This is a genomic window from Galbibacter pacificus (assembly GCF_029603165.1).
Lineage (GTDB): Bacteria > Bacteroidota > Bacteroidia > Flavobacteriales > Flavobacteriaceae > Galbibacter > Galbibacter pacificus.
In genome coordinates this window covers 11,538-24,993 of record NZ_JAQSVC010000006.1, presented here as the reverse complement: position 1 = coordinate 24,993, position 13,456 = coordinate 11,538, and the positions used below count along the sequence as shown (strand labels likewise).

Sequence of the window (13,456 nt, the reverse complement as noted above, 5' to 3'; positions counted from 1 at the left end):
TGTTTATTCTCCTAGTTTGAAATTAACCACTACGAACCCTATTTGCCTAGGATGAGCCTCTTCATCATCATTCCACCTATATGACCTTGCTGTTTTTTCAGCAGCTTCCAATAAACAAGGTGCCGCTATTGACCCTTTAACTCCAGGCGTAGCATCTATAACTTTTCCTGACTGATCTACTACTATTTCCACTACAACTCTACCTTCTTCATTACAGTCCGGCTCAAATTTATTACTAGAAAGTAAACTTCTTCCATTTAGACCATACCCAACACCGCCCGAACCACTTCCTGCGCCTCCGTAATAACTGCTTGCATAAGGGTCTCCATCGGGTTGCCCTTTGTCTCCAGCTTTGTTATCGTTTCCTTCGCTTCCCGTTGCGGTCCCGTCGGAACTATTGAGTCCACCCATCATGGCATCGAGCTGCTTTTTCTTGGCTTCCTGTTCTTGCCGTACACGTTCTTCTTCGGCCTTGCGTTCTCTTTCTTTGCGTTCGGCTTCGGCCTTTGCCTTGCGCTCGGCTTCTTCTTCGGCCCTTTTCTTGGCTTCGGCTTCTTTTTGTTTTTTAATAACTACCGATTCTTCATTATCCTGTGTAACCACCTCCTCTGCCTCGGTTTGAGAAACTTCTTTGGGAGCCGATGGTTCTACTACTTCTTCCTTGGGCTGTTCTTCTACTTTTGGCTTTTCAACGGGTGTACTCTTTATTTTTTCTTTAGGCTGAACATTCCCGCTTCCAAAGTCGGTCGTACCAAAATTTACCGAAATACCGCTTTCAATAGGCGGATCCAGGTAAGAAAGTCCAATATAAAACATAAGGAACAGTAGCAACGATAACAATATCGTGGTTAATGTAAACGATTTTTTCTTATGTCGTGTATCTAGTAAAGACATTTTATTCTGGTCTTACAGCCAATATTACTTTGTAATTGTTCTGATTTGCTATATCCATAATATTAACGGCATTATCGATAGGCACGCTTTTTTCTGCCCGTAAAATTATGGTTGGTTTATCTACATCTTTTAGTCTGCGCTTTAACTCGGTTTCTACAAATTCGGATTTTACTTTAACATTATCAACAAAAATATCCAAGTTTTTATTGATGCTCACAGAGACGTTTTGTGTATTTGTTGATTTTCCTTTCGCCTTGGGCAAAAGCAAGTCTAATGCATTTGGAGAATTTGAGGTAAGCATAAAGAACACCAGAAGCAGAAAGACAATGTCTGTCATGGAACTCATGCTGAATTCCGGCGACACTTTATTTCTTCCTTTTAATTTCATCTGTTTTATGTTTGGTATTTTATGAATAACTACATGGCTTGCGAAAAGCAGGCCATGTAGTTTAAAAGTATGTTGTTAGTATTAAACGGGTTCATCCAAAAGATCCAGGAATTCTACCGCATTGGCTTCCATGTTGTGCACCACCTTGTCTGTGCGCACCACTAAATGGTTGTAACCAATGTATGCAATAATCCCTACAACAAGTCCGGCCACTGTTGTTGTCATGGCGGTGTATATACCTCCCGCCAATTGGCCCATTTCGGCCTGTCCCCCGCTGGTTGCCATTTGGTGAAACGCAATAATCATCCCGATTACGGTCCCAAGGAAACCAATCATGGGTGCAGCCCCGGCCACGGTTGCCAAAATACTTACATTTTTCTCCAGCTTATAGACCTCTAAAGTACCTGCATTTTCTATGGCCTTATTGATATCGTCTAAAGGTTTTCCTATTCTGGAAATTCCTTTTTCGGTAAGTCTGGCCACTGGAGAATCTGTTTGGGCGCATAAAATTTTTGCTGCTTCCAGTTTTCCATTAGAAACATGGTCCCTTATTTGATTCATAAAATTTTTATCAATCCTAGATGCCGCTTTTATGGCAAAAATGCGTTCAAAGTATATGTAAAGGGCTACAAATAGCAATACAAAAAGCACTGCTATAATTATAATACTTCCGGTTCCACCATTTACAATTAAATCTATAACCGACAGTGTTTTTTCTTCCGAAAGCGCTTCCTGAGCCACCTCCTGGGTTGCTTCTTGAAATAATATCATATATTATTAATTTGCTTAATAGGTTAAGTATATAACGATAATATCAGAATAAAATTATACGTTTAAGATGAAATTTCTCATAATTACAAATATAACGGCACCCCCTAAGAAACCGGCCAATGCCAACCAGGCTATTTTTTTAAGATACCAAAAGAAGTCTATTTTTTCCATTCCCATGGCTACAACCCCGGCAGCCGAACCAATAATTAACATACTTCCACCGGTACCTGCCGAATATGCAATAAAGTGCCAAACCGGGTCGTCCATCCCTACAGAGAACATCCCCATACTGGCGGCCACCAATGGCACATTATCTATTATGGCCGAGCCTACACCTAATATAAGCACTACAATGTCCGACACTTTTTCTCCATGAGATTCAGTTCCCAACATAGGCATAGCAGCATCCATTTTTTCGGCAAAATGGAAAAGCATACCCAAGGATTCTAACGCTGCAACTGCCATTAATATACCCAAGAAGAATAAAATACTGGGGAGTTCTATTCTTGAAAGAGAATGATGAACCGGACTGTGGTGTCCTTGAAAGTCTCCACTATCTTCGCTAACGCCGGAAAGAGCGAATTTTTTATTACTATATATTTCGGCAAAAGTTGCCACTACAGCCAAAGAAAGCATCATACCAACATATGGTGGCAAATGTGTAATGGTTTTAAAAATCGGCACAAATATAATTCCGCCCAAACCTAGATAGAGCATCACGGTACCGTATTTTGATTTTTTGATGTCTTCTGTAAAATCGCCATCAATTTTACCTTGAAATATTTTTAAACGGGAAGCGATTAAAGTTGGAATAATCATACAGAAAATTGAAGGAAGCAATACGTGCTCTATCAACACGGCCGCCGTAACTTTATGCTGAATCCATAACATTGTGGTGGTTACATCTCCAATAGGCGACCACGCTCCACCGGCATTTGCCGCAATAACGATAATACCGGCAAACCATAGGCGTAAGTTTCTATCGTTCAATACTTTTTGCAATATGGTTATTAGCACAATGGTAGCTGTAAGATTGTCAATAATTGCCGATAATATAAATGCCAAAATACTGAACACCCAAAGTAACTTACGTTTGCTTCGGGTTTTTATGTACCCTTTTATTGTTGCAAAGCCATCGAAATAATCAATAATTTCAACAATGGTCATTGCGCCAAGCAAGAAAACCAGAATTTCGGCCGTTTTCCCCAGATGGTGCAATAAAATGTCGTCTATATGGGTTGCCTCCAATTCTTTAAGTTCTGCATTAACCTCAAACACATCCATGTGCGTCAATGCTATTATGGCCCATAAAAGGGCCATCATCCCCAAGGCGGGTATTAATTTATCTATTTTTAAGTTGTGTTCTAGTGTGATTGCCAAATAACCAAGAACGAATACAAGAATAATAATTGTCTCCATAGGATAGTTGTTAGTATATATATTTTGCGTCTAAATTAACTGTTTTAAAGCGATTTCAAAAGCGGTGCTGCTAATATTTATTTTTGAACCACTGTGTTTAAATGTATTTTGCAGTGCTTTTTGTATGGTACTTGAAGTATCATCAAATATTGCCTCGTCGGTCATTTCCGTACGGCGCTCCATAAAATAGGCAAATACCCTTGCCATACCGCAATTGGATATAAAATCGGGAATTAAACTAATTCTTTGGTCGGTATGTTCCATTATGGGCCCAAAAAATATTTCTTTATCGGCAAAAGGTACATTTGCCCCGCACGATACTACTTCGAGCCCTGTCTCTATCATCTGCGATATCTGTTCTTTTTTAATTAAGCGCGAAGCGGCACAAGGTAAAAATATTTCTGCTGGCAATTTCCAGATTTTTTCGTTCATTTCTTCAAACGGAATCATATCCGGAAGATCCAACGTATTGCCTTTTTTGTTCAGGAAGAATGTTCTAATTTCATCAAAAGTAAAACCTTCTTCATTAATAACACCTCCGTTAATATCTATGATGCCTACTATTTTTGCCCCCATTTGAGATAGGTAATAAGCGGCTGCGGCACCTACATTTCCAAAGCCTTGCACAATGGCTCTTTTTCCTTTTACCGAACCTCCATAAATATTATAAAAATGCTTTACGGATTCTGCAACGCCAAAACCGGTAATCATGTCGGCGACTGTATATTTTCTTTTTACGTCTGGGGAATAGCTCTCGTTTTCCAATACTTTTATAACCCCTTGCCTCAATTGCCCGATGCGATTAATTTTATCGGCTTCCGAAGGTTTAAAATGACCGTTAAAAACTCCTTCCTGCGGATGCCATACACCACAATCTTCGGTAATGGGGATAACTTCGTGGATTTCGTCTACGTTTAAATCGCCCCCGGTTCCGTAATAACTTTTCAGTAATGGGGAAACGGCTTTATACCAGCGTTCCAATACTCCTTTTTTTCTTGGATCCTTCGGGTCGAAATTAATTCCGGATTTTGCTCCGCCAATGGCTGGCCCGGAGACGGTAAACTTCACCTCCATTGTTTTTGCCAGCGAGAGCACTTCGTTTGCATCCAGCCCAACGCGCATTCTGGTCCCGCCTCCTGCGGCGCCGCCTCTTAATGAGTTTATGACTGTCCATCCTTCGGCCTCTGTTTCAGGATCTTTCCAATTAAAAATAATTTCGGGGGACTTTTCTTCGTATTGTTTTAGTAATTCTTTCATTAAATTATTAAAGTGTTCACAAATATATAAAACTAAAAAAGCTGATCTCGATTTTTACATTTTTTTAAGGAATGTATATTTTCCCGCTGCTATGATCTCGATGAGCTCCCGTTATGCTTTTTAAACAATTAATTTCGTTTCTGGTGCGCAATACGCCCAACAGGCCAAAAATAATGGCCTCTTTAAATTCTATAATGGCTTTGTCTGGCAAGATAATGTTTGCCCGGCTTATTTGCCGTAACCTATTTATTAAAAAATCATTATATGCGCCGCCGCCCGTAATCAATACGGTCGATTTACTGGTTAGTACCATACTTATTTGTTGTGCTATATGTTCTGTATAGGTACGAAGTATGCCTTCTACATTAAGCGGATAGTGGTCGATTATTGGAATAATCTCGCTTTCTACCCATTCTATACCTAAAGACTTTGGTGGTTTCTTGCTATAATAAGGCAAAGAATTTAATTGAGCAAATAATTTTTGGTTTAATGTTCCCGAAGCGGCTATTTTCCCCCGGTCGTCATATTCAAGACCCAATTTTGCAACATAATGGTTCAGCACGTTATTGGCAGCACATATATCGAAGGCCTTATAAACTCCTTGTTCTTCAGTGGTTACATTGGCAAAACCGCCTATGTTTAAACAAAAATCGTATTCGGGAAAGAGCAATTTATCTCCAATTGGCACCAATGGCGCTCCCTGCCCACCCAATTCCACATCTTCAACACGAAAATCGCATACAACCGTTTTGTTCAGTTTTTTGGCCATAAAAGGCATGTTTCCTATTTGGTAGGTAACTCCTTTTTCGGGTTCATGAAAAACGGTGTGCCCATGAGAAGCTATAAAATCGATATCGATTATTTTATATTTTGAAATAAATGTAAGAATTACTTCTGTCAGATATTTGGTGTATTCTTCATCGAGTTTCTTCAATGAATCCGATTGTAAATGAATTGCATTTTTTAGTTTCTTTTTTAGTAAGACATTATAAGGTATTGTTTCTGAATGAATTACCGAAAACTCCCAATCTGATTTTTTTTCAAATTGAACATTCACCAAATCGATTCCATCCAAAGAAGTGCCCGACATCACTCCTACAACGTTGTAGTATTGCTTTTTCATCTGTGTAAAAATAAATAAGAATGATTGAAAATGTTACATTTTAAAATTATATTTGGTAAATTTTATAAAAATATCACAAAATAGAATGGATTTTAAACTTTCTGAAGAACAATTACTCATAAAAGAAGCTGCTCGCGATTTTGCAAAAAACGAATTACTTCCCGGCGTCATTGAAAGAGACGAAAAACAGGAATTCCCCAAGGAACAAGTAAAAAAAATGGCCGAACTGGGTTTTCTGGGAATGATGACTTCCCCGGAATATGGCGGAAGCGGCATGGATACTATTTCCTACGTTATGGTCATGGAAGAAATCTCTAAAATAGACGCTTCCTGTTCTGTAATCGTTAGCGTGAACAACTCTTTGGTATGTTGGGGATTGGAAAATTATGGAACCGAAGAGCAAAAGAAAAAATATTTAACGCGCCTGGCCTCGGGCGAGATTATTGGCGCCTTTTGCCTATCTGAACCCGAAGCAGGAAGTGATGCAACATCGCAAAAAACAACCGCTATAGAAAAAGATGGCCATTATATTATTAATGGTACCAAGAACTGGATTACAAATGGGGGCACCGCCGATGTTTACCTTGTAATTGCACAAACACACCCAGAAAAAAAACACAAAGGCATTAATGCATTTATTCTTGAAAAAGGAATGCCCGGTTTTGAGATTGGCCCAAAAGAACAAAAATTGGGAATCCGTGGTAGCGATACACATTCGCTCATTTTTAACGACGTAAAGGTTCCCAAAGAAAATAGGATTGGCGAAGATGGTTTTGGCTTTAAGTTTGCCATGAAAACACTGGCAGGCGGTAGAATTGGAATAGCAGCACAGGCGCTCGGAATTGCATCGGGTGCTTACGAACTTGCAAAAGAATATTCTAAAGTAAGAAAGTCTTTTGGCACAGAAATATGCAACCACCAGGCAATAGCCTTTAAACTGGCCGATATGCACACACAAATTGAAGCCGCCAGGCACTTGGTCCTCAAAGCGGCATGGGACAAAGACAACGGGCACGATTACGACCTTTCTGGGGCAATGGCCAAATTATACGCCTCCCAAGTGGCCATGGATACTGCCATTGAAGCGGTACAAATTCACGGGGGTAATGGTTATGTAAAAGAATATCACGTGGAACGGCTTATGCGGGATGCAAAAATAACCCAGATATACGAAGGCACTTCAGAAATACAAAAAGTTGTAATTTCAAGAGGTCTTTTGGCGGAATAGGTGTTTAAAATTTTAAAATTCTCTCATAAAAAACACATAATACACAAACTAACCCCTAAAAAAATAGGGGTTACTTCTATTATTGCAAAATAAAAACACTGAACCCCTTTCGTTTTTTTGAAAAATTATCAATTAATCAAATAAAAAATGTCAGCACCCCCTATAATTAAAGGGATTAACATTTTTTTGTCCTTGAATTAACGATTTGATAATTTGCCCCACCCCAAAATTTTGATATTGAATTTTTAATAAGCTATAATTCAGAACGCCTAATTAATTACACTTTTTAGCTGTAAACACTGAAAAATTCGCATGTTTCTTGTTAGTTTTGTGGAAACCACGTAATTATGAAGCCACAACAACAAGGATTATACTCTCCGGAGTTTGAACATGACAATTGCGGTGCAGGTTTTATCTGTAACCTAAATGGAGTAAGAACCAACGATATCATCCATAAAGCCCTCGATATATTGATACGCTTAGAGCATCGGGGAGCTGTAAGCTCGGATGGCAAAACTGGTGATGGCGCAGGGATTCTAATAGAAATCCCACACAACTTCTTTAAGCAAGTTTGTAAATTTGATATCCCCGAACCAAAGGAATATGCGGTAGGAATGCTTTTCTTGCCAAAATCGCCAAACCAGTCTCAAATATGCATCAATATTTTTGAAGAAAACATTAAAAAACAAGGGCTCAATATTATTGGGTGGCGCGATGTTCCTGTAGACCATAGTTGCATTGGTGAAATTGCTGCCGAAACAGAGCCTTTTATCAAACAGGTTTTTATTGGTAAAAATGGGCAAGACCTTAGCGAAGAAGCATTTAATGCAAAACTCTTTGCCGGAAGAAAAATAGCCGAACACGCCATTTTAAATTCCAACCTCTCTGAAGCAGGATATTTTTACTTTTCAAGCTGTTCTACCAACACGATTATATACAAAGGCCTTTTAATGCCTCAAGACATTAGTACTTATTATAAAGACTTAATGCAACCAGAAGTAGTTACAAAGTTGGCCTTGGTACACCAGCGTTTCTCAACAAATACTTTCCCTACCTGGGATCTGGCACAGCCTTTTCGCTTGATGTGCCATAATGGGGAAATCAATACGCTACGGGGTAACTTAAGTAGGATGAAGGCTAGAGAAGAACTCTTTAAGAGCGAAATATTTGGCGATACCATTAAGGAAATCCCGCCTATTGTCCTTGAAGGAAAATCAGATTCTGCTTCCATGGACATGGTTTTGGAGCTTCTGCTACAAACGGGTCGATCGCTTCCCGAAGCTATGATGATGATGGTTCCCGAAGCATGGGAGAAACACCAATCGATGTCCGATACCAAAAAAGCTTTCTACGAATACAACTCATGTATTATGGAACCTTGGGACGGGCCCGCCTCTATTCCGTTTACCGACGGAAATTATATTGGCGCCCTGTTGGACCGAAACGGATTAAGGCCTTCCCGGTATACCGTTACCAAGGATGGATATGTAATTATGTCGTCTGAAACCGGAGTTATCGATGTAAAACCGGACAATGTTGAATTGCACGGCCGACTCGAACCGGGGCGTATGTTTTTGGTAGACATGAACGAAGGAAGGATTATCGGCGATGAAGAAGTTAAAGAAAGTATCGTAACCAAACGTCCTTATAGAAACTGGCTAGACAAAAACCTATTGCCACTTGCAAAAATTGCTTATACCGGTAATAAAACTCCTGTCGAGAAAGAAGCCTTTTTAACAAGGCAAAAGCTATTTGGCTATACCAATGAAGACATAAAAACCCTAATTACCCCAATGGCCACCCTTGGAAAAGAAGCTATTGGTTCTATGGGTACAGATACACCATTGGCTGTATTGTCTGATAAACCACAATTGCTTTTCAACTATTTTAAACAATTATTTGCGCAGGTAACAAATCCGCCATTAGACGGTATCCGCGAAGAAATTGTAACCGATATCAGTTTGTCAATTGGTGGCGACAGGAACATCTTCGACATAGTTTCCGAGCAATGTAAAAAACTTAAAATCCAAAATCCGGTTATCTCCAACGAAGACCTGGATAAAATTAAATATATTAACCACCCGGACTTTAAGGCCGTTTCAATTTCAATCCTTTATGACATCAATAAAGGGTTGAATGGCCTTGAAGCACGTTTAGACGAAATGGTGGACGAAATCTGTGCCGCTATCGATGAGGAAAATTGCAACATAATTATCCTTTCAGATAGGAACGTGTCCAGCACCATGGCACCAATTCCTTCAGCTTTGGCATGTTCTCATGTACACCATGCACTTAAAAAGAAAGAAAAAAGATCTTCCGTAGGAATTATTATTGAATCTGCCGAACCAAGGGAACCTCATCATTTTGCCCTCTTATTCGGATATGGCGCAAGTGCCATCAATCCGTATATGGTAAACGAAATAATTGCCAAATTGGTAGCCGACGGAGAAATAAACGCCTCTTTTGAAGAAGCCATTATCAACTTTAACAAGGCCATAGGAAAAGGAATTGTTAAGATTATGAACAAAATAGGGATTTCTACCCTGCATTCCTACCGCGGTGCGCAAATATTTGAAGCGCTCGGCCTCAACAAAAAGTTTGTCGATAAATATTTCTGTAATACCACAACTCGTATTGAAGGTATTGGTATTTACGAAATTGAAAAGGAAATTCAAAAACGCTTTGCCAAAGCCTATACAAACGACGAAGATTTATCTAACCTTGATTTAGAGATCGGGGGCGATTACCGCTGGAGAAGAAATGGCGAGCGCCATATGTTTAACCCAACCACGGTTGCCAAGCTTCAACAGGCCGTAAGAACCAATAAGTACAGTAGTTACAAAGAATATTCCGAAATGATCAACGAGCAAAGCGAACGCTTGATGACATTAAGGGGAATGTTCAATTTTAAGGAATTAAACCCGATTCCGCTTGAAGAGGTAGAACCTTGGACAGAAATTGTAAAGCGTTTTAAAACCGGGGCCATGTCTTTTGGTTCCATTAGTAAAGAAGCGCACGAAAATCTGGCCATTGCCATGAACCGTATTAAAGGGAAAAGCAATTCTGGCGAAGGAGGAGAAAACCCAGACCGTTTTCACAAGGACCTTAACGGGAACTGGAGAAACAGTGCCATTAAACAAGTAGCATCTGGGCGCTTTGGGGTTTCTATTAACTATTTAACCAATGCGCAGGAAATTCAAATAAAAATGGCCCAAGGGGCCAAGCCCGGCGAAGGTGGTCAATTACCCGGACCAAAAGTAAATCCGGATATTGCAAAAACGAGAAACTCCACACCTTACGTTGGTCTTATCTCACCACCGCCACACCACGATATTTATTCTATTGAGGATTTGGCGCAATTAATATTCGACCTTAAAAACGCCAACAGGGAAGCCCGGGTAAATGTTAAACTGGTTTCTGAAGTGGGTGTTGGTACCATTGCGGCCGGAGTTGCAAAAGCAAAAGCCGATGTGGTTTTAATTTCCGGCTACGACGGAGGAACCGGAGCTTCACCATTAACTTCCCTGCGCCATGCCGGACTACCTTGGGAACTAGGTATAGCCGAAGCGCAACAAACTTTGGTGCTCAACGACCTTAGAAGCAGAATTGTAATGGAATGCGACGGACAGCTTAAAACTGGGCGCGATGTGGCCATTGCCTGTTTACTAGGTGCCGAAGAATTTGGCTTTGCAACAGCTCCATTGGTAGCGTCAGGTTGCATCATGATGCGTGCTTGCCATCTCAATACGTGTCCGGTGGGCATTGCTACCCAAGATCCCGAATTGCGCAAAAACTTTAAGGGCACACCGGAGCATGTTATTAATTTTATGTATTTCATCGCTCAGGAACTACGTCAAATTATGGCGGACCTAGGCTTTAAGTCGATTGATGAAATGGTGGGTCAAAGTCAGAAATTAGACATGAACAAGGCCATTCAGCATTACAAGGCACAAGGAATAGATCTTTCAAACATACTGTACAAACCAAGGGTTTCAGAGCATGTCAAGCTTCATAATACCGAAAAGCAAGACCATCAACTGGAAAATGTGCTCGATTTTGATATTTTAAGCCAAGCACACCCGGCCGTGTACCGAAAAGAAAAAATGAGCTTGGATTTCCCTATTACCAATATAAATAGGACAACCGGTGCAATTTTAAGTAACGAAATATCAAAAATACACGGAGAAAACGGGCTGCCCGAAGACACCTTAACTTTAAACTTTAAAGGTTCCGCAGGCCAAAGTTTTGGCGCATTTGCCACAAAAGGCCTTACCTTGAAGGTAAACGGTAATACAAACGATTATTTTGGAAAAGGATTGTCTGGCGCAAAATTAGTAGTAAAAGTTCCCGAAGAATCCACTTTTAAACCTGAAGAAAACATAATTATCGGTAATGTTGCCATGTATGGCGCCGTAACCGGAGAAGCATACATAAACGGTATTGCCGGAGAACGGTTTTTAGTAAGAAACTCTGGTGCAAAAGCTGTTGTAGAAGGTATTGGTGACCATGGATGCGAATATATGACCGGCGGTGTTGCTGTTATCCTGGGCAAAATAGGAAGAAATTTTGCAGCAGGAATGAGCGGTGGGATTGCATACATCTATAATCCAGACAACGCATTGGATACCAACAACTTCAATATGGAAATGGTGGAACTGGAAGAACTTTCAGACAACGACCAAATTGAATTGAAAAACTTAATTGCCGAACATATTAAGTATACTGACAGCCCGTTGGCAAAACGCATTATGGCCGATTGGAATAAAAACTGCCAGAAATTTATTAAAGTAATGCCAACAGAATATAAAAAAGCACTGGAAATGCTGGCAAAACAAGAAAAAGAAGTTAAACAATTAACAACAGCATAAAATGGGAAAACTTAGAGGATTTTTAGAATACGATAGACGCGGCGAAGATACTATTGCTGTTGATGAACGTGTGAAAAATTACAACGAGTTTACCAAAGAACTCGATACCGAAGAATTAAACAAACAAGGTGGACGCTGTATGGACTGCGGGATTCCGTTTTGCCATAGTGGTTGTCCCTTGGGAAATTTAATACCCGACTTTAATGACGCGGTTTATAAAAACGATTGGGACAAGGCATTACGAATACTCCATGCCACCAACAATTTCCCCGAATTTACAGGACGCCTATGCCCTGCCCCGTGCGAATCGGCATGCGTACTAGGGATTATCCAGCCTCCCGTTTCCATCGAACTTATTGAAAAATATATTGTAGAACGCGGATTTAAAGAAGGATGGATAAAACCAAACCCGCCCAAAAACCGCACCGGAAAAACAGTTGCAGTTGTAGGTTCTGGCCCTTCAGGGCTTGCCGCAGCCCAACAATTAAACAGGGCTGGGCATACCGTTACCGTTTTTGAACGTGACAATAAAGTGGGTGGCCTGCTCAGGTATGGAATCCCAGATTTTAAATTGGAGAAAAAGGTAATAGACCGCCGTGTGGACATTCTTAAAGCAGAAGGGATTGAATTTAAAACCAACGTGCACGTTGGTAAAAATTACGATGCCGAAAAACTTAATGAATTTGATGCCGTTGTACTTTGTGGCGGGGCTACCAAAAGAAGGCCGCTCCCTATAGACGGTGCCGATGCCAATGGCGTGGTACAGGCTATGGAATTCTTAAAAAGAAACAACGAAGTAGTAGATGGTATTAAAGAACCTACCGAAGCTCTACATGCCAAAGGAAAAAACGTAATTGTAATTGGCGGTGGCGATACGGGCTCCGACTGTGTAGGAACTTCTAACCGTCATGGTGCTGCTTCGGTTACTAATTTTGAGATTATGCCAATTCCTTCCGAATCGCGTACAGAAGAAAACCCATGGCCTTTCTGGCCGTTTACGTTAAAAACAAGTTCTTCTCATGAAGAAGGCGTAAAACGTAACTGGAGTATTTTAACCAAAGAATTTATAAAAGACGGGGAAGGAAACTTAAAAGCCATTAAAACCGTTGAAGTTAAATGGGTTAAAATTCCCGGAGAACGTCCGCAGTTGCAAGAAATTGATGGTACCGAAAAAGAATGGCCATGCGAACTTGCCCTATTGGCACTTGGCTTTACGGGGCCAGAAGCAACTTTAAGCGAACAATTAGGGCTACAAACCGATTACAGAAGCAATATAAAAGGCGATAGCAATTACCAGACCAATATCCCGCATATTTTTACGGCCGGAGATATGCGCAGGGGGCAATCGTTAATTGTGTGGGCCATTTCCGAAGGAAGGGAAGCCGCACATCATGTAGATAAATTTTTAATGGGGTCCTCTTCCCTTCCCATAAAGGAAAAAGGAGATTTGCCCGCTGCATAACCGCATATCCATATAGATTCCTCAGGTTATGAGGTTTTGTTTAGCG

At 40.5% G+C, this 13,456-nt stretch carries 9 protein-coding genes; 3 read left to right on the top strand and 6 right to left on the bottom strand.

The features are described 5' to 3' along the window. Positions 1-3: 3 nt before the first annotated feature. The 6 genes from PSF86_RS14950 to PSF86_RS14925 form a co-directional block, all read right to left on the bottom strand. Positions 4-894 carry an energy transducer TonB gene (locus tag PSF86_RS14950; protein WP_277900905.1) on the bottom strand — a complete coding sequence of 297 codons (891 nt, stop codon included), beginning with the start codon at positions 892-894 and terminating at the stop codon, positions 4-6. A gap of 1 nt (position 895) precedes the next feature. Beyond that, positions 896-1,282, bottom strand: a complete 387-nt coding sequence (locus PSF86_RS14945) for an ExbD/TolR family protein (RefSeq protein ID WP_277900904.1) — start codon at positions 1,280-1,282, stop codon at positions 896-898. Between the two features lie 81 nt (positions 1,283-1,363). Continuing rightward, complete coding sequence (locus PSF86_RS14940; protein ID WP_277900903.1) at positions 1,364-2,053, bottom strand: MotA/TolQ/ExbB proton channel family protein; 690 nt, start codon at positions 2,051-2,053, stop codon at positions 1,364-1,366. 54 nt (positions 2,054-2,107) lie between these two features. Then, a complete protein-coding gene (nhaD, locus tag PSF86_RS14935; RefSeq protein ID WP_277900902.1) occupies positions 2,108-3,472 on the bottom strand; it encodes a sodium:proton antiporter NhaD in 1,365 nt (454 codons plus the stop codon). Positions 3,473-3,502: 30 nt separating this feature from the next. After that, on the bottom strand, positions 3,503-4,729 hold the full coding sequence (locus PSF86_RS14930) for a Glu/Leu/Phe/Val dehydrogenase dimerization domain-containing protein (RefSeq protein ID WP_277900901.1): 1,227 nt from the start codon (positions 4,727-4,729) through the stop codon (positions 3,503-3,505). Positions 4,730-4,793: 64 nt separating this feature from the next. Continuing rightward, entirely contained in the window at positions 4,794-5,852 is a 1,059-nt protein-coding gene (locus PSF86_RS14925) for an anhydro-N-acetylmuramic acid kinase (RefSeq protein WP_277900900.1), read from the bottom strand. 85 nt (positions 5,853-5,937) lie between these two features. Between PSF86_RS14925 and PSF86_RS14920 the strand changes: the two genes are divergently transcribed. The 3 genes from PSF86_RS14920 (at position 5,938) to PSF86_RS14910 (ending at position 13,410) form a co-directional block, all read left to right on the top strand. Continuing rightward, on the top strand, positions 5,938-7,080 hold the full coding sequence (locus PSF86_RS14920) for an acyl-CoA dehydrogenase (RefSeq protein WP_277900899.1): 1,143 nt from the start codon (positions 5,938-5,940) through the stop codon (positions 7,078-7,080). A 347-nt stretch (positions 7,081-7,427) separates the two neighbouring features. Next, entirely contained in the window at positions 7,428-11,948 is a 4,521-nt protein-coding gene (gltB, locus tag PSF86_RS14915) for a glutamate synthase large subunit (RefSeq protein WP_277900898.1), read from the top strand. A 1-nt stretch (position 11,949) separates the two neighbouring features. Beyond that, the gene (locus PSF86_RS14910) at positions 11,950-13,410 is read left to right on the top strand and encodes a glutamate synthase subunit beta (protein ID WP_277900897.1); all 1,461 of its coding nucleotides are present in this window, start codon (positions 11,950-11,952) and stop codon (positions 13,408-13,410) included. The last annotated feature ends 46 nt before the right edge of the window (positions 13,411-13,456 follow it).

Bases quoted from the DNA above. Each gene is read 5' to 3' on its own strand.
- PSF86_RS14950 (WP_277900905.1), bottom strand. From the start codon at position 894: ATGTCTTTACTAGATACACGACATAAGAAAAAATCGTTTACATTAACC.
- PSF86_RS14945 (WP_277900904.1), bottom strand. From the start codon at position 1,282: ATGAAATTAAAAGGAAGAAATAAAGTGTCGCCGGAATTCAGCATGAGT.
- PSF86_RS14940 (WP_277900903.1), bottom strand. From the start codon at position 2,053: ATGATATTATTTCAAGAAGCAACCCAGGAGGTGGCTCAGGAAGCGCTT.
- nhaD (WP_277900902.1), bottom strand. From the start codon at position 3,472: ATGGAGACAATTATTATTCTTGTATTCGTTCTTGGTTATTTGGCAATC.
- PSF86_RS14930 (WP_277900901.1), bottom strand. From the start codon at position 4,729: ATGAAAGAATTACTAAAACAATACGAAGAAAAGTCCCCCGAAATTATT.
- PSF86_RS14925 (WP_277900900.1), bottom strand. From the start codon at position 5,852: ATGAAAAAGCAATACTACAACGTTGTAGGAGTGATGTCGGGCACTTCT.
- PSF86_RS14920 (WP_277900899.1), top strand. From the start codon at position 5,938: ATGGATTTTAAACTTTCTGAAGAACAATTACTCATAAAAGAAGCTGCT.
- gltB (WP_277900898.1), top strand. From the start codon at position 7,428: ATGAAGCCACAACAACAAGGATTATACTCTCCGGAGTTTGAACATGAC.
- PSF86_RS14910 (WP_277900897.1), top strand. From the start codon at position 11,950: ATGGGAAAACTTAGAGGATTTTTAGAATACGATAGACGCGGCGAAGAT.